Below are 21,130 nucleotides of genomic sequence, written 5' to 3' on the forward strand. Positions count from 1 at the left end.
GTCGTCAACGGTCCCGCTATTCTAGCGCCGGACCCGCCGAAAAGGTTGATCCTGCTCATGAGCCAAGCCCCCCTCGTCCTGGTGGACGGTTCGTCTTACCTGTACCGCGCCTTTCACGCACTCCCACCACTGACCACCTCCAAAGGCCTGCCGACCGGTGCGGTCAAAGGCGTGCTGAACATGCTCAAGAGTCTGCGCAAGCAGTACCCGGACAGCCCGTTCGCCGTGGTGTTCGACGCCAAGGGCGGGACATTTCGCGATGAGATGTACGCCGAATACAAAGCCAACCGCCCAAGCATGCCCGACGACATGCGCGTGCAGATCGAGCCGCTGCACCAGAGCGTGATAGCTCTTGGTTTCCCGCTGCTGTGCGTGGAAGGCGTCGAGGCCGACGACGTGATCGGCACCCTCGCCCGCAGCAGCGCGGCGGCGGATCGTCCGGTGGTGATCTCCACCGGCGACAAGGACATGGCGCAACTGGTCGATGGCCACATTACCTTGGTCAACACCATGTCCGGTAGTTCGATGGACGTGGAAGGCGTGAAGGAGAAATTCGGCGTCGCACCGGAGCAGATCATCGATTATCTGGCGCTGATGGGCGATTCGTCCGACAACATTCCGGGCGTTCCGGGCATCGGCCCGAAGACTGCGTCCGGCCTGCTGGTCGGGGTCAATGGCGGCCTCACCGAGTTGTACGCCAATCTCGACATCGTCCCGACCCTGCCGATTCGCGGCGCGAAAACCCTGCCGGCCAAGCTCGAAGAGCACAAGGAGATGGCGTTCCTCTCCTATCAACTGGCGACCATCAAGGTCGACGTGCCGCTGGACGTCGAACTCGACGACCTGCAAATGGGCGCGGAAGACCCGGCCAAGCTCTACGAGCTGTACTCGCTGCTCGAATTCAAAAGCTGGATCAATGATCTGGATCGCGACGCCAAACGTCTGGAACTGAGCGCAGCCAGCGAACCTGCACCGGCCGGCGATTTGTTCAGCGCGCCAGATATCGAAACTCCCGCTGCTCCGACCGAAGCGGCATACGAGACGATCCTCGATCAGGCGCGCTTCGACGTCTGGCTGGAAAAGTTGAACAACGCCAAGCTGTTCGCCTTCGACACCGAAACCACCGGCATCGACGCGCAACAGGCGCAACTGGTCGGCCTGTCGTTCGCCGTGCAGGCCAACGAAGCCGCGTATATCCCGCTGACCCACTCCTACATCGGCGTGCCGGAACAGCTGGATCGCGACACCGTGCTGCGCGCACTCAAGCCGATTCTCGAAGACCCAAGCAAGCTGAAGGTCGGCCAGCACGCCAAGTTCGACATGAACATTTTGGCCAACTGCGCCATCGGCGGCGATCAGAACCAAGGCATCAACGTGCGCGGTATCGCCTTCGACACGATGCTTGAGTCTTACGTACTCAACTCCACCGCCACCCGTCACGACATGGACAGCCTCGCGCAGAAGTACCTGGACCACACCACCGTGAGCTTTCAGGACATCGCCGGCAAAGGCGCCAAGCAGCTGACCTTCGACCAGATCGCGCTGGAACAGGCCGGGCCGTACGCCGCTGAAGATGCCGACATCACTCTGCGGCTGCACCAGACTTTGTTCGAAAAGCTCAGCGCCATCCCGAGCCTGGCCAGCGTGCTGACCGACATCGAGATTCCACTGGTACCAGTGCTGGCGCGCATCGAACGCCAAGGCGCGTTTGTCGACGCTGAGCTGCTCGGCATCCAGAGCATCGAGTTGGGCAACAAAATGGTCGCGCTGGAGCGCGAAGCGTTCGAGATCGCCGGGGAAGAATTCAATCTTGGCTCGCCGAAGCAACTGGGCGTGATTCTCTACGAGAAACTCGGCCTGCCAGTGCTGAAGAAGACCGCCAAAGGTCAGCCGTCCACTGCTGAAGAAGTGTTGGCGAAACTCGCTGAAGACGATCACCGCTTGCCGAAGGTGCTGATGGAGCACCGTTCGATGAGCAAGCTGAAAAGCACCTACACCGATCGCCTGCCGGAGCAGATCAACCCGCGCACCGGGCGTATTCACACTTCTTATCACCAGGCTGTGGCGTCGACCGGGCGCTTGTCATCTAGCGATCCGAACCTGCAGAACATCCCGGTACGCACCGCTGAAGGTCGACGCATCCGTCAGGCATTCGTCGCGCCGAAGGGCTATAAATTGCTGGCGGCGGACTATTCGCAGATCGAGCTGCGGATCATGGCGCACCTGTCCAAGGACGAAGGCCTGATGAATGCCTTCCGCAACAACCTGGACGTGCATACCGCGACCGCAGCCGAAGTGTTCAAGGTTGAGCTCAACGAAGTGACCTCCGACCAGCGCCGTGGCGCCAAGGCGATCAACTTCGGCCTGATCTACGGCATGGGCGCGCAGAAGCTCGGCAAGGACATCGGCGTCGACACCAAAACCGCCAAGGCTTACATCGACACCTACTTCGCCCGTTATCCGGGGGTTCGCGAATACATGGATCGCACCCGCGCGCAGGCAGCGGATCAGGGTTATGTCGAGACGTTCTTCGGTCGTCGTCTGTACCTGCCGGAAATCAACTCGAACAAGCCGCAGGAACGTGCTGCCGCCGAGCGCACAGCGATCAACGCGCCGATGCAAGGCACGGCCGCGGACATCATCAAGAAAGCCATGGTGGCTGTGGATAACTGGCTGGCGACATCCGGGCTGGACGCCAAAGTCATCCTGCAGGTGCACGATGAACTGGTGCTGGAGGTTCGCGAGGATCTGGTCGAGCAGGTCAGCGCCGAAATCCGCGTGCACATGAGCGAAGCGGCGAAGCTGGATGTGCCGCTGCTGGTCGAAGTGGGTGTGGGCAACAATTGGGATGAGGCTCACTGAGCCTTTTGAACACGGTTTGCCGCGACCTGTTGTCGCGGCAACGCCGGTAAAACCTGCTTATTTCGAAAAGCGCTTGGGATTATTCCAAAGCTTTTTGAAAAAAATCTGAACTAATCTGGAAGGACACCACTCAGAGATACTGAATGGCTGGTGAAGCCCTTCGATGCTCCTATGTTGTGTTAAGTGTTGGCAGATATCTGAACCCCGCCCTAGCGGTTCGGAACTTAAACCCCGGAATTTCTCCCTCCCCAATGAAATCCGGGGCTTTTTTTGCCCGAAATTTGTCTGTAGCGCGCTCATGCTGCGTTGAAAGCACAGCTCAAATGCTCATTTAGGTCCCCTAAAGTCGAGCGCGACCCCGGCCGCTTTTCACCGTGCTTTCGCCTTGCCTGAGCACACTACAAACAAATTTCCATATCCCGATTACTCGGCTGCCGCCTCGGCGCCTTTGTCTGCCAGTTCCATCCAGCCGGCCAGTACAGTGTAGGCCTCTTCCAGGCCCATGCGTTTTGGCGCGGAGAACAGCTGGATGGTCACCAGATCGCCCCAGCCCTTGCGGATTTCCGACTGCACTTTGAGCAGGGTGTTCTTGGCTGCGCCATAGGTGAGCTTGTCGGCCTTGGTCAGCAGGATGTGCATCGGCATGCCGGCGGCAACGGCCCAGTCGAGCATCAGCAGGTCGAAGTCGGTCATTGGATGACGGATGTCCATCATCAGAATCAAACCCTTCAAACTCTCGCGGCCACCGAGGTACGCCTCAAGGTGACGCTGCCAGTGCATCTTCAGCGGGATCGGTACTTTTGCGTAACCGTAGCCCGGCAGGTCGACCAGACGGCGATCTTCGTCTAGCTTGAAGAAGTTCAACAGCTGTGTGCGACCCGGAGTTTTCGAGGTACGCGCCAGGCTGGCGTGAGTCAAAGTGTTCAGCGCGCTGGATTTGCCGGCGTTGGAACGACCGGCAAACGCCACTTCGAAGCCTTCGTCGTCAGGGCATTGATCGACTTTGGCGGCACTGAGCATGAACGTGGACTGTTGGCACAGGCCGAGGATGGGATTCTTGAGTTGCATGGGATTTCCGATGTGGGCGGCGCCGGGATTGGGCGCGGAACGCGGTGTCGCTTCCGTTTCAGTGACGCCAGTATATAATGCCGCAGATTTTGTGTGTGCTTTGTCCCAGCGTAGGATGAAGTTCACGAGAGCGACAGACCTTGATTGCGCATTAGAACGCAGAACGCTCTCAACCCTGAAAAGGTCGTTTTATGACGAAATGGCTGCTGGCTGCCGGAGTCTTGATGCCGCTTTACAGCGCACAGGCTACACAGGATCCGGAAGCTGTGTACAACCGTGTTTGTGGTGCCTGTCATTCCGGCCAACTACCCATGGCGCCCAAAAGAGGCGATCAGGAAGCTTGGACGCCGAGATTGGCGAAAGGTATGGGGACGCTGGTGCAACACGTGACCCAGGGTTTCAAGGCGATGCCGCCGCGTGGTTTGTGCATGGACTGCAGTGCCGAGGATTACCAAGCCATCATCCTTTGGATGAGCGAGTAAACCCGGTCCATAACTTAACCCTTAGCCGTAGTTGGATTAGCTGATGAACAAATTGATCGTGAGTCTGCTGTTGACCGTGGGAATCTCAGGTTTCGCCCATGCTGCCGGTGATGCCGCAGCGGGCCAGGCAAAAGCCGCCGTTTGCGGAGCCTGCCATGGCCCGGACGGCAACAGCATGGCGCCAAACTTTCCGAAACTGGCCGGTCAAGGTGAACGCTACCTGACCAAGCAACTGCAGGACATCAAGTCGGGCAAGCGCACCGTTCTGGAAATGACCGGCCTGCTGACCAACCTGAGCGATCAGGACCTGGCCGACATCGCCGCCTACTTCGCCAGCCAGAAAGGCAGCGTCGGCGCCGCCGATCCGAAGATCGTCGCGCGCGGTGAAGCGCTGTTCCGTGGCGGCAACCTCGCCAAGGGCCTGCCAGCCTGCACCGGCTGCCACTCGCCGAACGGCGCCGGCAACGCCGCTGCCGGTTTCCCGCATCTGGGTGGCCAACACGCTCAATACATCGCCAAGCAACTGACCGATTTCCGCAAGGAAGAAGGCGGTCGTACCAACGACGGCGACACCATGACCATGCAGACCATCGCCAAGCGCCTGAGCGACGAAGATATCGCAGCAGTCTCCAGCTACATTCAAGGTCTGCACTAAGCGCATTTGGCAGCGATAGATCTCGCGCAACGTTAACGCTCGATTAATCCGTCGCAGCAAGTATAAAAAGGGTGGCTTTGGCCGCCCTTTTTTGTGGCCGCTGCCGTTACACTACAGAACTCATGCCCGCCAGGATCTGTCTGAAAACAGGTCGCGCGAGGCGACCCAAATTGTCCAGGAGTAAAGCATGCGTAATCTGATCATCAGCGCCGCCCTCGTCGCTGCCAGCCTGTTCGGTGTGACCGCTCAAGCCGCCGAAGCACCTGCCGCCCCTTACGTGGAACTGGCCAACCCGGTGCCGGTTGCAGAGCCTGGCAAGATCGAAGTGGTCGAGCTGTTCTGGTATGGCTGCCCGCATTGCTACGCGTTTGAGCCGGTGATCAACCCATGGGTTGAAAAACTGCCCAAAGACGTCAACTTCGTGCGTATCCCGGCCATGTTCGGCGGCCCGTGGGACGCTCACGGTCAAATGTTCCTGACCCTGGAAGCGATGGGTGTCGAGCACAAGGTTCACAACGCCGTTTTCGAAGCAATCCAGAAACAACACAAGAAGCTGACCGACAAGAACGACATGGCTGACTTCCTCGCCACCCAAGGCGTGGACAAGGACAAGTTCCTCGCCACCTTCGACTCGTTCGCCATCAAAGGTCAGATCGTAAAAGCTCGCGAACTTGCCAAGAAGTATGAAATCACTGGCGTGCCAACCATGATCGTCAACGGCAAATACCGCTTCGACATCGGCTCCGCCGGTGGTGCCGAGCAAGCGCTGCAACTGGCTGACCAACTGGTCGCCAAAGAGCGAGCGGCAACCAAGGCTGCTGCCAACTAAGCGCGGCAACTGCCATGCGCCGCTGGAAGTCGGAGCGCATCGTTGGCCTGCATGATCCGCAGGTCAACGAGCATCACCTGGAGTCCACGGGCCTGCCCGCAGACCAGCGTCTGCGCTTGCTCAGTTTCAATATCCAGGTCGGCATCAGCACCGAGCGTTATCGACATTACCTGACCCGCAGCTGGCAGCATCTGCTGCCGCACACCGGACGCTCAGGCAATCTGCAAAAGATCGGCGACTTGCTCGGCGACTTCGATCTGGTCGCGCTGCAGGAAGCCGATGGCGGCAGCCTGCGTTCAGGCTACGTCAATCAGGTTGAGCACTTGGCCCATCTCGGCGCCTTCCCCTACTGGTACCAACAACTCAATCGCAACCTCGGTCGACTCGCTCAGCACAGCAATGGTGTGCTCAGTCGCCTGAAACCGTCGGCGATCGAAGATCACCCGCTGCCCGGCCCGAAAGGTCGCGGCGCGATCCTTCTGCGTTTCGGCGAAGGCCCCGAAGCGCTGGTGGTGGTAATGATGCACCTGGCCCTTGGCGCGCGAACCCGCAGCCTGCAACTGGCCTATATTCGTGAGCTGATTGGCGGTTACAAACACCAAGTGTTGATGGGCGACATGAACACCCATGCCAGCGATCTGCTACAACATTCACCGTTACGCGATCTCGGCCTGCTGGCCCCGCAGGTGGAAGCGACATTCCCCAGCTGGCGCCCTCAGCGTTGTCTTGATCATATTTTGCTCAGCCCGACCCTGACCCTGGAAAAGGTCGAAGTGCTGGCACAACCGATTTCCGATCACCTGCCGGTCGCGGTAGAGATTCGTCTGCCGGGTTCGCTCACGGCCGATGCATTGCCCGCGTTGAGTCCTGCCCCTCGCGGAACCCCTGAATGAGCGACGACGCCCAGCGCTGGAAAGAGAAGTACCTCAAAAGCATCGAACAGCAGGACAAACTCGAACGCCGCTGGGCCGCCAGGCTCGATTTGCTGCGTCGCGGTCTGGTGCGCAGCACATTGGCGGCTGAAGGCACCGATAAAGTCGTTGATCAGTGCATGAAGGAGATGCGCGACGTAGTGCGCACCGACGACATGGACGCTGGCTTGGCCGCCCTGCTGCCGCGCCTGGAAAAAGCCGTGCTCGATTCCGAGCAGCGCCGCGAAACCCGTATCGATCAGGTCAGTACCGCGCTGACGTCGCTGGTCACCCAGTTGCAGGCTTTGCCGTTGCCGCGTGAAGTCGCTCAGCCACTGAAGAAATTCGCCAAACAACTGGATGGCCGCGTCGGTTCGGCGCGGGAAATGCCATTGCTGTTAAGTGAGCTCAGCGGCTTGCAGGGCAAGGCTTTGAGTCAGCTGGAAACGCCAGCCGAACCGGGACGCCCAGGATTGTTGCAGCGCTTGTTTGGTAGCCGTGACAGCGAAGAAGCGCCAGCCCCGAGCGCAGAAGCACCCGCACCAACTCCGGCACCACGTGATGCGCAAGCGCCTGTCGCATCAGAAGCCGAGCCAGAACCAGCGCCCTTGCAGACTGCCGCTGTTGCAGGGCCGGTCATCACCGCCCCCGTGATCAAACAACTCGAGCCCGCGACTGAGATTCCCCCACCGCTCTCGGAACCTCAGCCGGAACCTGACGTGGTTGCGTTTCAACCACCCCTCGCCAGCGAAACAGCGCCCGTTGCCGCTGAAGCAGCGCAGGCCGAACCTGAAGTTGCCATGGCGCCGAGTGTCACGCCGACACCAGTCACGGTCTCCAGCTTCAACCCCGACGAATTGATCCACCCCGGCGACCCGACACCGCTGATCCTCGACAGCCTGCCCCTGCCCGAACCGATTGCTCAGGCACTGGCGGCCATCGACCCGGAGCAGCCCGAGCACGACATCCTGTTCGCCCTGCCGGACACTCCAGAGCCGTCCTACAGCTCCGTGGCCAAGCACATCGAAGACACCCTGATCGGGCTGCTCGACGACCTGACCCTGCCCGAACGTCACCGCCCGCAAGCCGAAGCGATGCGTGAACGGCTCAAGCACGGCTTGAACTGGTACGAACTGATCCCGATCCTCGACGATCTCGCCACGTTGATGCTGGCGATCACTGACAGCGGTCAGCACGAATTCGAAGCCTATCTGCAACAGCTCAACGAACGCCTCGAAGCGTTCCAGAGCAACCTGCAAGCGGCCAGTGAAGGTCACGCCGATAACAGCTCGGCAGCGCGAGCGATGGACACGCAAATCCGTGAGCAGGTCGACGGCTTGCAGACCAGCGTGCAGGAAGCTGCAGATCTGGATGACCTCAAGCAAGTGCTGGAGAACCATCTCGAAGGCCTGCTCGGCACCATGGACCAGCACCAGAAACAGCGCGATGCCCGCGAGCAAGAAGTCGCCACGCGGCTGAAAAGCCTGTCCGAACGCGTGGCACATATGGAGCAGGAAGCCCAGGGTTTCCGCGAACATCTTGAAGTACAGCGGCAGAAAGCCCTTATAGACCCACTCACCGGCCTGCCCAATCGCGCCGCGTGGAGCGAACGCCTCGAGCATGAAATCAAGCAGTGGCAACAGCACGGCAACACCCTGAGCCTGGCGATGCTCGATCTGGATCACTTCAAACGCATCAACGACAACTACGGCCACCTCGCTGGCGACAAGGTGCTGAAGATCATTGCCACCGTGCTACGCAAACGCCTGCGCGGCTCCGACTTCATTGCCCGTTTTGGTGGTGAGGAGTTCGTTCTGTTGATGCCGGCGACGCCGCCCGCACTCGGCGCCAAGCTGCTGGAAACCCTGCGCGCAGCGATCGAAGCGTGCCCGTTCCACTTCAAGGGCGAGCGGGTGACCATCACCATTTCCATGGGGCTGGCGACATTCCGTGCCGGAGAACACAGCGATCTGGTGCTGAAAAGAGCCGATCAGGCGCTTTACCGCGCTAAAAATGCAGGACGCAACCGGGTCGAGCTGGGCTGAGCAATTTGTTCCATTTTGTTTAAATCCGCCCACTGACCGTCGAGACGCAAGGCAGTACGTTACACTGTTGCATTACTGTCTTGCGTGTACTGCCTTCTGCCATGAAATTCTTTGCCCTCCTCGCTTCGCTGCTCGTTCTGGCCGGTTGTGCCAGCGGCCCGCGCTACAACACCAGCCATCCTTCGGCCAATTACGACAGCCGCATTCAGTTTGTGGTCGTGCATTACACGTCGGCCTCGCTGGAGCGCTCGCTGCAATTGCTGACCCACGGCGAAGTCAGCAGCCATTACCTGATCGGCGACGACAAGAGCGGCACCATCTACAAGCTGATGGACGAAAACCAGCGCGCCTGGCACGCCGGCGAGAGCCAATGGCAGGGCCGCACCTGGCTCAACTCCAGCTCGATCGGCATTGAAATCGTCAATCCGGGGTTCAAGGACACGCCGACCGGACGGCTGTGGTATCCGTACAGCGAAGCGCAGATTCAATCGCTGATCGTACTGCTCAAGGACATCAGCAAACGCAACGGCATCAGCCCGCCGCACATCATCGGCCATAGCGACATCGCGCCGCTGCGCAAGCTTGATCCCGGGCCGTTGTTTCCGTGGAAACGCCTGGCCGCGGAGGGTTTCGGCCTGTGGCCAAATGAACAAGCCGTGGCGCGCCAGCAAGCGCTGTTCAACAGCAGCGAACTGCCGAGCATCAGCTGGTTCCAGGCACAACTGGCGCACTTGGGTTATGACACGCCGCAAACCGGCGAACTGGACGTTGCGACGCGCCACGTCCTCGCCGCCTTCCAGATGCACTTCCGGCCTTCGCGCTTCGATGGCACGCCGGATGCGCAAACAGCAGCGCTGTTGCTGGTACTGAACCAGACAAAATAATGACGCCCGCCCGACGGTCAGGGCGAAATCGCAATCAGCAGCTATAACTCATTGGTAATTCTTCGGATATTCCATAATGGTTGCTACCCGAGAGACGCTGCGTAGCTGGTTTTATCGCCCCTGGTTTTTGGCGATGATCGCGGCTGTCCTCAGTGCCAGCCTGCTGATCGCCGGCGGAATGTTCGTGGCAATGCGACAGGTCGAGCAAAGCGAAAGTCAGGAAATGAACGCGCAAGGCGAACGTTTCCTCGCCCGCCTCGAACAATTGTTCGGCCAGTTGCGTGAAAGTCTCGACGATCTCGAAGCGCAGCCATTGCGCAGTTGTGACGATGAAATGATCGCGACCCTGCAGCAAGTCACCTTCAACTATCGCTTCGTCTACGAAGCGGCTTACATGGACGCGTCACGGATCTGCTCCAACCGTCCGCGTCAGGAAGGCGTGTCGGTAGTGCGGGCGCCGGATATCAAAGGGCCGACTTACAGCTATTGGCTGAACACCACCACCGAACCCGATGAAAACCGCGCCGCGCTGATGCTCGGACGCGGCAATTTTCGTGTGGCCACGTCACGCGGGCATCTGACCGACATGGTCGATCTGTCGCCCGGCAGCAGCCTTTTGGTGGTGCTCGATCACGGCACCCGGGCGATCCCGGTCCTCGGTACGGCGCAGGCCTGGCCACCGACCGAACATTGGCCACCGAAAAGCCGCGAGTCATTACAGGTCACTCAGACTCGGCTGATCTACCGCATGCCCACCAACAACCCGGAATATCAACTGGTGCTGATCACGCCGCGCACCGGCATGCACATCCCTGCGATCTGGTGGTGGATGGTTCCGGCCTGTCTATTGCTCGGCGCATTCCTAGGGTTCTTTGTGTTCCTGCTGGTGCGCCAGCGCCAGTCGATGGACGCCGAACTTAATGGCGCCATTCGTCGGGGCGAGCTGCAGGTGCTCTATCAGCCGATCTTCGATCTCGACAGCCGCAACTGCGTCGGCGCCGAAGCCCTGCTGCGTTGGCGCCGCCCGGACGGCACGCTGACCAGTCCCGACCTGTTTATCCCCATGGCGGAGAACACCGGGCAGATTCGCCAGATGACCGATTTCGTCCTGCAGCGTCTGCTGGAGCAATTGGGCCAATTGCTGCGCGCCAACCCGCAGCTGTATATCTCGGTCAACCTCGCAGCCTGCGACGTGATGGTGCCGCGCATCGGTCTGGTCATGGCGCGCTTGCTCACATTGCATCGAGTCGCCGCGCGGCAGATTGCCTTCGAGGTTACCGAACGAGGCTTGATTGATGTGGTAGTGGCGCGGGAAAACCTGCAAGCCTTGCGCGATGTCGGCCATCAAGTGCTGATTGATGACTTCGGCACCGGCTATTGCAGCCTCGCCTACCTGCAGACCTTGCCGGTCGATTGCCTGAAAATCGACAAGGCGTTCATTGATGCACTGGGCCATGACGCGGCGAGCAGCGGCGTCGCCCCGCACATCATTCACATGGCCCAGGCGCTGGATCTGAAAGTGATTGCCGAAGGCATCGAGCTGGAATCACAAGCGCAATTGCTCAGCAGCGAAGGCGTGAAGTTCGGTCAGGGCTGGTTGTTCGCCCATGCGCTGAGCGCGGTGCAATTCATTGAGTTGATCACCCGTGGCCGACGCCTCGCGGGAAGGCGCATGGACGACGAAGCCTAAACGGCGAGCGCCATATAGAACTGCGTGCCCTGCCCCGGCCGCGAATAAACCCCCATACGTCCGCCATGCAGCTGGACGATTTCCTTGCACAGCGCCAGACCAAGCCCGGCACCGCCCTTTTTGCGGCCGACCTGCACGAACGGCTCGAAGATTCGGCCTTGCTGGCCGTAGGCAATGCCTTCGCCATTGTCCTCGACGCTGATGATCACCCGCTCGCCATGTCGACGCGCCTGTAAACGGATCTGACCGTCGCGGGCGGTATGACGCAGCGCGTTATCGATCAGGTTGTCGAGCACGCGATCGAGTTGCGCCTGATCGGCCTGCAAACGTGGCAGCGGCCCCTGCACTTCGACATTCAGGGCGATGCCCTTGGCCGCCGCCGAATCGGCAAAGCGCAATTGCGCCTGCTCGAGCAAATCTTCGATGGAGCACGGCGCCAGCGTGAGTTTCTGCAGGCCGTTCTGATAACGCGAGAAGTTGAGCAGGTCATTGATCAACTGCATCAGGCGCTGCATTTCCTCGTTCACAGTGTCGAGCAGATCAGCCTCGCGCGACTCCGCTGGAAACTTCGCCCGTTCGCGGAACAAACCGAACGCCATGTGCATGCCGGTGACCGGCGTGCGCAGTTCATGGGAGGCGCGCAAGACGAATTCACTGCGTACCCGTTCGAAGGCGCGCTGCTCGGTGACGTCGTGCAACACCATCACCGCGCCGAGGATATGACCTTGGGTGTGACTGACCGGGGTCAGGCTGTAGGTCAGCAAGCGTGATTCGCCGTCGACCTCGATACTCAAATCTTCCGGCGCCCGCTCCAGCGTGCCGCCACGCAGCACCAGTTGCAGCTGCGCATCCAGCTCTGGGCGTTCCAGCGCCGTGCCCAGCCCCTGGCCGAGACGATCATCCTCCCAGCCCAATTGTCGCTGGGCGACCGGATTGAGGTGCTCCAGATGCCCTTGTCGGTCGATCATCAGCAAACCGTCATCGATACTGTCGAGCACCGCCTGCAAGCGTTGCTGACCGGCGAGCAATTCGTCGACATTGGTCGCCTGATGCTCGCGCAGTGCCTCGGCCATCAGGCCGAAGCGTTTGGTCAGCAGATTCATCTCCATCGCCGAAGAAATCGGCAGGGTTACTTCAAAATTGCCTTGGCCGATATTGTCCGCCGCTTTCGCCAGAGCCTCGATCGGCGCGCCAAAACGCCGGGCAATGCCGTGAGCCGTGATGAAACCGATGATCAGCACCGCCAATCCGACAAATCCCAGCAGACCCGCAATCAACAAGGCTCGGTCACGCGCCTCACTCTGTACCGCGTTGATGTTGTCCAGTGCATGCTTGTGCTCGGTGATCAGTCCGTTGCGCAGCGTGTTGAAGCGCTCCCTGAAGTCAGCGCTGCTGCTTATGGAGCCGGCCGGGTCACGCGACAAATCGAATGCTTCCAGAAAGCTCAGATAATCCGCTTTTGCCCGACTGAAGCCATATAGCCGGCCATCGCCCTCTTGCTCTTGGGCGATGCCTTGGTCCAGCAACTCGAAGTAATGCTTCTTCGACGCTTCGAACGCCACGGGATCGGGCTTTTCCGCGAGCATGATGATCAGTTGATCACCCAGCGTCTGCCGCAACTTGAGCCCCAGATCCAAAGTGACGAAGTTGCTGCGCACCAAAGCTTCTTGCGTTCCGGCCATCTGCATCACGCTGACCAGCCCAAGCAACAGCCCGAGCAAGGCCACGGTGATCAGTGCGGAGATACTCAGAAACAACCGGGTCCGCAACTTCATCGCCAGTTTCATCGCCCGGCACTCACAGGTTGTACTGCTTGCGCTTGCGATACAGGGTCGAGGCGTCAATGCCCAGGGTTTTGGCTGCTTGGTCCAGGGTTCCGGCGGTGGCCAGAACTGCACCGATGTGAGCTTTCTCCAGCTCATCCAGACTCAACGCCGCGCCCACTCGTGGCGCGTTGTTGGCCGGTTGCTCGGCCATGCCGAGATGGCTGATTTCCACGCGCTCCTGCGGGCAGATGATGCTCGCCCGCTCGACCACGTTGCGCAGCTCACGAATATTGCCCGGCCAGCGGTAACCGAGCAGCGCTTCACGGGCCTCGTCGCTGAAGCCGCGCGCCGGACGTGCATATTCCTTGACGAAGCGCGCGAGGAAACGGTCGGCCAGGGTGAGAATGTCCTCGGCACGTTCGCGCAGTGGCGGCAAGTGCAGGGTGATGACGTTCAGGCGATAGAGCAAATCCTCACGGAAACGCCCGTCACGAACCATGTCTTCGAGATTGAGGTTGGTCGCCGCCAAAATACGTACGTCAGCGCGACGGGTCACCGGATCCCCTACCCGTTCGTATTCCTTGTCTTGAATGAAACGCAGCAACTTTGGTTGCAAAGTCAGGGGAAAATCGCCGATCTCGTCGAGAAACAGCGTACCGCCGTCCGCTTGATTGACCCGGCCCAACGTACTTTCGCTGGCCCCGGTGAACGCGCCGCGACTGTGACCGAAAAGCTCGCTTTCCATCAATTCCGCCGTCAGCGACGGGCAGTTGATGGTCACGCAGGATTTCTTCTCGCGTTTGCTCCAGCCATGAATCGCCCGGGCCAGCTCACCTTTACCGGTGCCGGACTCGCCGAGGATCAGAATGTTGGCGTCGGTGCTGGCAACCTGGCGAGCCGTTTCCAGTACGACCTTCATCGCCGGGCTGTGGGAATCGAGGCCGTCCTTGGGTTTGCGTATCTCGCCTTCAAGCGCTTCAAGACGCGCCGACAGTTGGCGCACTTCCAGTTGCTTGGCGGTGGCCAGACGCAACTGATCCGGGCTGCACGGTTTGACCAGATAGTCGGCGGCGCCCGCCTGGATCGCATCGACGGCGGTATCCACGGCCGAATGCGCGGTGACAATCACCACGCGCATCCACGGCGCCTGAATGCGCATCTGCGCCAGCACGTCGAGGCCGTTGTCTTCGCCCAGACGCAGATCAAGGAAGCACAAGTCGAAAACCTGCCGTTGCAGTAAGGCATCAGCCTGGGCTGCGCTATTGGCAGTGGCGACCGTATAGCCTTCGTCTTCGAGGCAATAACGGAAAGTACGCAGGATGGCGGATTCGTCGTCCACCAGCAGAATGCGGCCTTGATGCTCAGTGGCAGATTCCATTTTTCCTACGCTCCATAGTGATTGATCTTGGGTTAGTCCCGGAAAAATCGGGCAAGTTGCATGGTTGATTCTGAACGATGCCAGCCATAGGAGGGTAGCTCTCTCCTGCCTTTACAGCCAATACGTTGATTTTGTTGGTTTTTTAAACAAATGCCGATTTGCAGGGCATTCCCTGCGTACTTTTCTGACATCTGCGCCCTGCTCTCAATTCCATAAGATTGAAATCTCCTACGAAAAAATCGTGCATTGCGCACGATCCCAGAAGACCCATCGTGCAGGATGCGTCGCAAACGATTTTCCGCATACGCATAACCTATTGATTTTATTGGATATTTTTCAACTAAAAAACTGGCATGCAGGCTGCAATACCTCATTCAGCCCGGGCAGAAATGAATTGCCCTAACCGAATAAGAGTGAGGAACCCAGGATGACTCGCCAACGTGCCGCCCAAGTGCGTATCTCGCCACTGCATATCCAGCAAGGTCTGTTTGGCGTATTGGCGCTGTTGATCACCCTGATCGCCTGTCAGCAATACCTGCGCTGGGAAAACAGCCAGAAAGTTGAGCCGCTGATCTCGATCCAGCACAGCACGCAATCGCACTTCAGCGCCGTCAGCAGCAGCCAGGCCGAGAGCGCTTCGATGCGCATGATGGATGTCGATCAGGCGCAGCCGCTGGATCAACTGCCACGTGAAGAGCGCTGGGTTTTCTAAAGAACAACCGAATTCGGGCGCGCAGCGCCGGAACACGCAACACCCCTAAATAGAGAAGTAAGGAGAATCACCATGTTGAGCTGGGCAATTACATTCTTGATCATTGCCATCATCGCTGCAGTACTGGGCTTCGGTGGTATCGCGGGCACCGCCACGGGTATCGCCAAGATTCTCTTTGTCGTGTTCCTGGTGATGTTCATCGCTTCCTTCTTCTTTGGCCGTCGCGGCCGAGGTTAACGATGAGTGCGTTAAAGACACTGGCAGCCGCCCTGCTTCTGGGCGGCAGTGCCATGGCGATGGCGGCCAATGACGGCCAGACGCGGGTCAACGAACTCCTGAGTTCCGACCCGCAATACCGCGAAACCTGGGAAGGCGTGGTGAAGAAGGAAGAACGCCTGCCGGAATGGGTGATGAACCTGACCGGCACGCCTGACCAGCAGATGAATGCCGTGACTGAAGATGGCGACCAGTATCTGGTCGGCCCGCTCTGCGAATCCGCAGACAAGTGCCTCAACCACCGCTTGATCGTCGCCTTCAGTTTCGACAAGAAAGATGCTTACGCCATGCTCGTCGATGTGCCCGAAGGATTGCCGGCCGACAAGTCGCCAACGCGACATGCCACCTACCGCTTCCTCGGTAAACCCGACCAAGGCATGCAGGATCTTTTGATGGAAACCCTGAAGAAAGATCCGAAGTGGTACTGATTCGAACATGAAGGCAGCAGCCCTGCTGCTTTCCATTGCGCCCACCTGAGGAAGGCAGGCGCATGACCAAGGGGCCGGGACGTTCTGACTGTTACAGGGTCGGAGTGACCTACGGGTACAAGGAGTGCCTGCGCAAGGGCCGGGTCAGGGTAAAAGCTGCGCCGCAGGTTCGCCGACCCACAGTGGTTCGACGGACTTGCGCTGAGCTTTCAATCAGATAAAACGTTGATCCAGAGCGTCCAGCTCGTTCCTTTTATCGCTGACACTGCGCGCGAAAACATTACGCGGTGTTTCCTGGCGACCGTATATCGACAAAAAAACCGTTTAAACAGTAGGACTTCTAGTCTTCCAACGTAGGCTTTTTCCTAAGTTTTTAGTCGATTTTTCTTGTTCAAAAAACAACCAACCTTCGCTGTGATGACCGGTTCACGGCACTTATGCCGGCCGAAATGTCACAATCGAACCGGTTGGGACGCCAGTTTCATTAAAAAAAGCTCATGCCGATTCGGCATAGGGTAGGCGTTTACGGCATTAGACGGCGCAACCTTGCATCGGAATAGTTGCGCCTTTTTTCGCCTGCCGAAGAGCTGTAAATACGCGCTTCGGGGCACCTTATACGGAGGCAGATGCACAGACTTTTCCGCCAAGAGCGTTCCAGTTCCTGCATGTGCCTGAGTCAAACGCAAGTAAGGGTAAAGATAATGAAGAAGGCAAAAATTAGCCTCGCCTGGCAGATCCTCATCGGTCTGGTTTTGGGTATTGCAATTGGTGCGTTGCTCAACCACTTCAGTGCCGAGAAGGCCTGGTGGATCAGCAACGTCCTGCAACCGGCAGGCGATATCTTTATCCGTCTGATCAAGATGATCGTGATTCCGATCGTCATCTCGTCCCTGATCGTCGGCATCGCCGGCGTGGGCGACGCCAAAAAGCTCGGGCGTATCGGCCTGAAGACGATCATCTATTTCGAAATCGTCACCACCATCGCCATCGTCGTCGGTCTGGTATTGGCCAACCTGTTCCATCCAGGTACCGGCATCGACATGAGCACCTTGGGTACGGTGGACATTTCCAAGTACCAGGCGACTGCCGCCGAAGTACAGCATGAACACGCGTTCATCGAGACCATCCTCAACCTGATCCCGTCGAACATCTTCGCGGCCATGGCCCGCGGCGAAATGCTGCCGATCATCTTCTTCTCCGTGCTGTTCGGTCTCGGCCTGTCGAGCCTGCAGTCGGACCTGCGCGAGCCGCTGGTGAAGATGTTCCAGGGCGTCTCGGAAAGCATGTTCAAAGTCACCCACATGATCATGAACTACGCGCCGATCGGCGTATTCGCGCTGATCGCGGTGACCGTCGCCAACTTCGGCTTCGCCTCGCTGCTGCCGCTGGCGAAACTGGTGATCCTGGTTTACGTCGCCATCGCCTTCTTCGCCTTCGTGGTACTGGGCCTGATCGCCAAGCTGTTCGGTTTCTCGGTGATCAAGCTGATGCGCATCTTCAAGGATGAGCTGGTGCTGGCCTACTCCACCGCTTCTTCGGAAACCGTACTGCCGCGCGTGATCGAGAAGATGGAAGCCTACGGCGCACCGAAAGCCATCTGCAGCTTCGTCGTGCCGACCGGTTATTCGTTCAACCTCGACGGTTCGACCCTGTACCAGTCGATCGCCGCGATCTTCATTGCTCAGCTGTATGGCATCGACCTGTCGATCAGCCAGCAATTGCTGCTGGTCCTGACCCTGATGGTCACCTCCAAAGGCATCGCCGGTGTACCGGGTGTGTCCTTCGTGGTGCTGCTGGCCACTCTGGGCAGCGTGGGTATTCCGCTGGAAGGCCTGGCGTTCATCGCCGGTGTCGACCGCATCATGGACATGGCGCGTACCGCTCTGAACGTGATTGGTAACGCCCTGGCCGTTTTGGTTATCGCACGCTGGGAAGGCATGTACGACGACGCCAAGGGCCAGCGCTACTGGAACTCCCTGCCGCACTGGCGCAGCAAGGAAAAACTGCCAGCAGGCGAAATCTCCAAGAACTGACACAAATCCCTGTAGGAGTGAGCCTGCTCGCGATGAGGGCTGTACATTCAACATCTCTGTTGTCTGATACACCGCGATCGCGAGCAGGCTCACTCCTACAGGGGACCGAGTCAGCCATACGAACCCCGGAGAAATCCGGGGTTTGTCGTTTCTGGCGACCCCGTTATCATTCGCCGCATTCTTCGGGGGATTTGACTGATGCTTAATGGCCTGTGGCTTGGCTTCTTCATCGTGGCAGCCGTATCGGCGCTGGCGCAGTGGCTGATCGGCGGCAACGCCGGGATCTTTGCGGCGATGGTGGAAAGCATTTTCGCCATGGCCAAGCTCTCGGTCGAGGTCATGGTGCTGCTGTTCGGCACCCTCACCCTGTGGCTGGGCTTCCTGCGCATTGCCGAGAAGGCCGGGATCGTCGAATGGCTGGCCAAGGTGCTCGGCCCGCTGTTCCTGCGGCTGATGCCGGAAGTTCCGGCCGGTCACCCTGCCCTTGGCCTGATCACTTTGAACTTCGCCGCCAACGGCCTCGGTCTGGACAACGCCGCCACGCCGATCGGCCTGAAAGCCATGAAGGCGCTGCAAGAGCTCAATCCCAGTGCCACCATCGCCAGTAACGCGCAAATCCTCTTCCTGGTGCTCAACGCCTCCTCCCTGACGCTACTGCCGGTGACGATCTTCATGTACCGCGCCCAGCAAGGCGCGCCGGATCCGACGCTGGTGTTCCTGCCGATCCTGCTGGCGACCAGTTGCTCGACGATCGTCGGCTTCCTCTCGGTGGCGTTCATGCAGCGACTGCGGATCTGGGATCCGGTGGTGTTGGCGTATCTGATTCCCGGCGCGCTGATTCTCGGTGGCTTTATGGCGCTGCTCGGCACGCTTTCGGCGACGGCTTTGGCGGGATTGTCGTCGATCCTCGGCAATCTCACGCTGTTCGGGTTGATCATGCTGTTCTTGCTGATCGGCGCGTTAAAGAAAGTGAAGGTCTACGAGGCGTTTGTCGAAGGCGCCAAAGAAGGCTTCGACGTGGCGAAGAATCTGCTGCCGTATCTAGTGGCGATGCTTTGTGCGGTTGGCGTACTGCGTGCCTCCGGGGCGCTGGACTTTGGTCTGGACGGTATTCGCCATCTGGTCGAGTGGGCCGGTTGGGACACGCGGTTTGTCGATGCGTTGCCGACGGCGATGGTCAAACCGTTCTCCGGCAGTGCGGCGCGGGCGATGTTGATCGAGACGATGAAGACCTCGGGCGTCGACAGCTTCCCGGCGCTGGTCGCGGCGACGATTCAGGGCAGTACCGAGACCACGTTCTATGTGCTGGCGGTGTATTTCGGCGCGGTGGGGATTCAGCGGGCGCGGCATGCGGTGGGGTGTGCGTTGCTGGCGGAGTTTGCCGGTGTCGTGGGTGCGATCTTCGTCTGCTACTGGTTCTTCGGCTAACCACAGATCAAAACTGTAGGAGTGAGCCTGCTCGCGATAGCGGTTTATCAGTCGCCATCATCGGTGACTGTCAGTCCGCTATCGCGAGCAGGCTCACTCCTACAGGGGATTTGTGGTGAGTCAGGGGGTCGGGGGGGCTAGTTTCTGACCCTGGTCGACGGCCCAGGCGACGACTTTCGCGGTCAGTCGATCACTGGCCTGACCAAACCCGTTGACCACCGCCGGCACCTGAACATCACTCAACAGCTGACGCTCTTCAAAGCGGCGGCTGGCCAGAATCCGCTGGTCATAACCGCGCACGAGCAACGCATCAACCCGCACCACAACGCTGGCCTGCGTGCCCTGATATTCAGTCTGAAACGCCTGCAAATTCCCGCCCAATTCCAGATCCGCAGCAAAGTTGCTGTCATCGGTACTGAGCAGCGTCACCCGGCCATCGCGCTGAAAGCCGTCGAGCAAACGATTACGCACCAGCACCGGTGCCGGATCGCTCCAGCGCGAGCCCTTGTAGCTGCTGATCACGTCACCTTGTGGAATCACCGCAATCGTCGGCCGGTTCAACGCTTCACTGGCCTGCAGCTTGTTCAGCCGCAGCGACCACGACTGAGTCGCCGGTGAAATGGTCGGGGCGGGCGCCTGGGCAGTCGGCAGGCGATAGACATCCGACGGCTCGGACTTGGGCAGAATCGAGCAGGCACTGATCAAGGAAAAACCAGCAGCGAAGAGGGCGAGTCGAGTCAGCTTCATGGCGTGAATTCCTTGTTCTTGTCACGGCCCAGCAGATAACCGCTGGGGTTGGCCTCAAGGCGTTGGGAAATGGCGCGCAGCGAGGTCAGCGTCTCACGCAGTTCGCGGATCGCCGGGGCCAGGCCATTGAGACCCTGCATGCCGTTGTCGAGGGAGTTTTCGTTTTTGCTCAGCAAAGTGCTGATGGTGGTGGTGCTTTGTTCCAGCGACTTCATCGCTTGCTCGGCGCTGCCCAGTGCCTGTTTGCCCTGGTCGTTGATCAAACCGTTGGCGTTGCGCATCAGCAGCGACGTCTGTTCGAGCATGCTGCCGGCCTGTTTACCGACGGTCGCCAGTTGCTGCATGGCCTGTTTGATGTCGCCGCGCTGATCGTTGATCGTCCCGGTGGTTTGCTCCAGATGGGCGAGGGTCTTGCTCACACGCTCGACGTTCTCGGCAGAGAACATCTGATTGGCGTTCTGCAGCAGCGCGGTGATGCCGGTCATCAAATCGTTGGAGTCATTGAGCAAGCGCGAAATAGGCGAGGGCGATGCCACGATGGTCGGCAGATTACCGTCATGCCCACGCAGTTTCGGGCTCTCGGGCGTGCCGCCGCTGAGCTGGATGATCGACGTCCCCGTAATCCCGGCCAGCGCCAGTTTGGCCTGGGTGTCTTCCTTGACCGGTGTGTCACCGGCCAGGCGAATCCGCGCCAGCACCCGCCGCGGATCCTTTGGATCAAGGCGCAGGTTGATCACGTCGCCGACCTTGATCCCGCTGTATTGCACCGGGCTGCCCTTGGACAGGCCGCTGACCGCCTCGCTGAAGACAATCTCGTAATCCTTGAACTCGGTGTCGACGCTGGACTTGGCCAGGAACAGACCGAAGAGCAGGGCGCCTGCCACCACTATCACGGTGAACAAGCCGATCAATACATGATGCGCTCGGGTTTCCATG

The 21,130-nt window shown here is 59.4% G+C and carries 18 protein-coding genes; 13 read left to right on the top strand and 5 right to left on the bottom strand.

What is annotated here, in order from left to right; all coding sequences use genetic code 11:
- Positions 1-57: 57 nt before the first annotated feature.
- Positions 58-2,862 (top strand): DNA polymerase I, encoded by a 2,805-nt coding sequence (gene polA, locus CKW17_RS09420; RefSeq protein ID WP_095119645.1) that lies wholly within the window; start codon positions 58-60, stop codon positions 2,860-2,862.
- 423 nt (positions 2,863-3,285) lie between these two features.
- Here the strand turns inward: polA and yihA are convergent, their stop codons facing one another.
- Complete coding sequence (gene yihA, locus CKW17_RS09425) at positions 3,286-3,930, bottom strand: ribosome biogenesis GTP-binding protein YihA/YsxC (protein ID WP_008081236.1); 645 nt, start codon at positions 3,928-3,930, stop codon at positions 3,286-3,288.
- 191 nt (positions 3,931-4,121) lie between these two features.
- Here yihA and CKW17_RS09430 point away from each other — a divergent pair, with 191 nt between their 5' ends.
- From CKW17_RS09430 to CKW17_RS09460, 7 genes are all read left to right on the top strand, one after another.
- Positions 4,122-4,412 (top strand): cytochrome c5 family protein, encoded by a 291-nt coding sequence (locus tag CKW17_RS09430; RefSeq protein WP_038365005.1) that lies wholly within the window; start codon positions 4,122-4,124, stop codon positions 4,410-4,412.
- Positions 4,413-4,455: 43 nt separating this feature from the next.
- Entirely contained in the window at positions 4,456-5,067 is a 612-nt protein-coding gene (locus tag CKW17_RS09435) for a cytochrome c (protein ID WP_095119646.1), read from the top strand.
- A gap of 187 nt (positions 5,068-5,254) precedes the next feature.
- Positions 5,255-5,896, top strand: coding sequence for a thiol:disulfide interchange protein DsbA/DsbL (locus CKW17_RS09440; RefSeq protein ID WP_095119647.1), 642 nt, complete (start codon positions 5,255-5,257; stop codon positions 5,894-5,896).
- 14 nt (positions 5,897-5,910) lie between these two features.
- Positions 5,911-6,789, top strand: a complete 879-nt coding sequence (locus CKW17_RS09445) for an endonuclease/exonuclease/phosphatase family protein (RefSeq protein ID WP_095119648.1) — start codon at positions 5,911-5,913, stop codon at positions 6,787-6,789.
- Positions 6,786-8,852, top strand: coding sequence for a diguanylate cyclase (locus tag CKW17_RS09450; RefSeq protein WP_095119649.1), 2,067 nt, complete (start codon positions 6,786-6,788; stop codon positions 8,850-8,852). Before CKW17_RS09445 ends, CKW17_RS09450 begins: the two co-directional genes overlap by 4 nt.
- Before the next feature lie 101 nt (positions 8,853-8,953).
- A complete protein-coding gene (locus CKW17_RS09455; protein WP_095119650.1) occupies positions 8,954-9,736 on the top strand; it encodes an N-acetylmuramoyl-L-alanine amidase in 783 nt (260 codons plus the stop codon).
- Between the two features lie 76 nt (positions 9,737-9,812).
- Entirely contained in the window at positions 9,813-11,426 is a 1,614-nt protein-coding gene (locus CKW17_RS09460) for an EAL domain-containing protein (protein WP_095119651.1), read from the top strand.
- Here CKW17_RS09460 and CKW17_RS09465 read toward each other — a convergent pair.
- Both CKW17_RS09465 and algB read right to left on the bottom strand, forming a co-directional pair.
- Positions 11,423-13,213, bottom strand: a complete 1,791-nt coding sequence (locus CKW17_RS09465; protein WP_095119652.1) for an ATP-binding protein — start codon at positions 13,211-13,213, stop codon at positions 11,423-11,425. The genes CKW17_RS09460 and CKW17_RS09465 overlap by 4 nt on opposite strands.
- 10 nt (positions 13,214-13,223) lie before the next feature.
- The gene (gene algB, locus CKW17_RS09470) at positions 13,224-14,570 is read right to left on the bottom strand and encodes a sigma-54-dependent response regulator transcription factor AlgB (RefSeq protein ID WP_025112294.1); all 1,347 of its coding nucleotides are present in this window, start codon (positions 14,568-14,570) and stop codon (positions 13,224-13,226) included.
- Positions 14,571-14,997: 427 nt separating this feature from the next.
- Between algB and CKW17_RS09475 the strand changes: the two genes are divergently transcribed.
- From CKW17_RS09475 to CKW17_RS09495, 5 genes are all read left to right on the top strand, one after another.
- Positions 14,998-15,282, top strand: coding sequence for a hypothetical protein (locus CKW17_RS09475; protein ID WP_095119653.1), 285 nt, complete (start codon positions 14,998-15,000; stop codon positions 15,280-15,282).
- A 72-nt stretch (positions 15,283-15,354) separates the two neighbouring features.
- Positions 15,355-15,519 carry a DUF1328 domain-containing protein gene (locus tag CKW17_RS09480; RefSeq protein ID WP_003177151.1) on the top strand — a complete coding sequence of 55 codons (165 nt, stop codon included), beginning with the start codon at positions 15,355-15,357 and terminating at the stop codon, positions 15,517-15,519.
- Between the two features lie 2 nt (positions 15,520-15,521).
- Positions 15,522-15,986: an inhibitor of vertebrate lysozyme family protein gene (locus tag CKW17_RS09485; RefSeq protein WP_095119654.1), complete on the top strand. Its 465-nt coding sequence runs from the start codon at positions 15,522-15,524 to the stop codon at positions 15,984-15,986.
- 701 nt (positions 15,987-16,687) lie between these two features.
- Positions 16,688-18,019: a glutamate/aspartate:proton symporter GltP gene (gene gltP, locus CKW17_RS09490; RefSeq protein ID WP_095119655.1), complete on the top strand. Its 1,332-nt coding sequence runs from the start codon at positions 16,688-16,690 to the stop codon at positions 18,017-18,019.
- Positions 18,020-18,217: 198 nt separating this feature from the next.
- Positions 18,218-19,447 (top strand): nucleoside recognition domain-containing protein, encoded by a 1,230-nt coding sequence (locus tag CKW17_RS09495; protein ID WP_007911793.1) that lies wholly within the window; start codon positions 18,218-18,220, stop codon positions 19,445-19,447.
- 120 nt (positions 19,448-19,567) lie between these two features.
- Here CKW17_RS09495 and CKW17_RS09505 read toward each other — a convergent pair whose 3' ends face one another.
- Together CKW17_RS09505 and CKW17_RS09510 are read right to left on the bottom strand one after the other, a co-directional pair.
- Entirely contained in the window at positions 19,568-20,194 is a 627-nt protein-coding gene (locus CKW17_RS09505) for an ABC-type transport auxiliary lipoprotein family protein (RefSeq protein ID WP_095119657.1), read from the bottom strand.
- A complete protein-coding gene (locus CKW17_RS09510) occupies positions 20,191-21,129 on the bottom strand; it encodes an MlaD family protein (RefSeq protein WP_016986431.1) in 939 nt (312 codons plus the stop codon). The genes CKW17_RS09505 and CKW17_RS09510 overlap by 4 nt, the downstream gene beginning before the upstream one ends.
- Between the last annotated feature and the right edge of the window lies 1 nt (position 21,130).

The sequence above is a fragment of the Pseudomonas sp. Irchel s3f10 genome (genome assembly GCF_900187515.1).
Taxonomy (GTDB): domain Bacteria; phylum Pseudomonadota; class Gammaproteobacteria; order Pseudomonadales; family Pseudomonadaceae; genus Aquipseudomonas; species Aquipseudomonas tensinigenes.

What these genes read in the sequence shown, in the direction of transcription:
- polA (WP_095119645.1), top strand. Translation starts at nt 58, where the DNA reads ATGAGCCAAGCCCCCCTCGTCCTGGTGGACGGTTCGTCTTACCTGTAC.
- yihA (WP_008081236.1), bottom strand. Translation starts at nt 3,930, where the DNA reads ATGCAACTCAAGAATCCCATCCTCGGCCTGTGCCAACAGTCCACGTTC.
- CKW17_RS09430 (WP_038365005.1), top strand. Translation starts at nt 4,122, where the DNA reads ATGACGAAATGGCTGCTGGCTGCCGGAGTCTTGATGCCGCTTTACAGC.
- CKW17_RS09435 (WP_095119646.1), top strand. Translation starts at nt 4,456, where the DNA reads ATGAACAAATTGATCGTGAGTCTGCTGTTGACCGTGGGAATCTCAGGT.
- CKW17_RS09440 (WP_095119647.1), top strand. Translation starts at nt 5,255, where the DNA reads ATGCGTAATCTGATCATCAGCGCCGCCCTCGTCGCTGCCAGCCTGTTC.
- CKW17_RS09445 (WP_095119648.1), top strand. Translation starts at nt 5,911, where the DNA reads ATGCGCCGCTGGAAGTCGGAGCGCATCGTTGGCCTGCATGATCCGCAG.
- CKW17_RS09450 (WP_095119649.1), top strand. Translation starts at nt 6,786, where the DNA reads ATGAGCGACGACGCCCAGCGCTGGAAAGAGAAGTACCTCAAAAGCATC.
- CKW17_RS09455 (WP_095119650.1), top strand. Translation starts at nt 8,954, where the DNA reads ATGAAATTCTTTGCCCTCCTCGCTTCGCTGCTCGTTCTGGCCGGTTGT.
- CKW17_RS09460 (WP_095119651.1), top strand. Translation starts at nt 9,813, where the DNA reads ATGGTTGCTACCCGAGAGACGCTGCGTAGCTGGTTTTATCGCCCCTGG.
- CKW17_RS09465 (WP_095119652.1), bottom strand. Translation starts at nt 13,213, where the DNA reads ATGAAACTGGCGATGAAGTTGCGGACCCGGTTGTTTCTGAGTATCTCC.
- algB (WP_025112294.1), bottom strand. Translation starts at nt 14,570, where the DNA reads ATGGAATCTGCCACTGAGCATCAAGGCCGCATTCTGCTGGTGGACGAC.
- CKW17_RS09475 (WP_095119653.1), top strand. Translation starts at nt 14,998, where the DNA reads ATGACTCGCCAACGTGCCGCCCAAGTGCGTATCTCGCCACTGCATATC.
- CKW17_RS09480 (WP_003177151.1), top strand. Translation starts at nt 15,355, where the DNA reads ATGTTGAGCTGGGCAATTACATTCTTGATCATTGCCATCATCGCTGCA.
- CKW17_RS09485 (WP_095119654.1), top strand. Translation starts at nt 15,522, where the DNA reads ATGAGTGCGTTAAAGACACTGGCAGCCGCCCTGCTTCTGGGCGGCAGT.
- gltP (WP_095119655.1), top strand. Translation starts at nt 16,688, where the DNA reads ATGAAGAAGGCAAAAATTAGCCTCGCCTGGCAGATCCTCATCGGTCTG.
- CKW17_RS09495 (WP_007911793.1), top strand. Translation starts at nt 18,218, where the DNA reads ATGCTTAATGGCCTGTGGCTTGGCTTCTTCATCGTGGCAGCCGTATCG.
- CKW17_RS09505 (WP_095119657.1), bottom strand. Translation starts at nt 20,194, where the DNA reads ATGAAGCTGACTCGACTCGCCCTCTTCGCTGCTGGTTTTTCCTTGATC.
- CKW17_RS09510 (WP_016986431.1), bottom strand. Translation starts at nt 21,129, where the DNA reads ATGGAAACCCGAGCGCATCATGTATTGATCGGCTTGTTCACCGTGATA.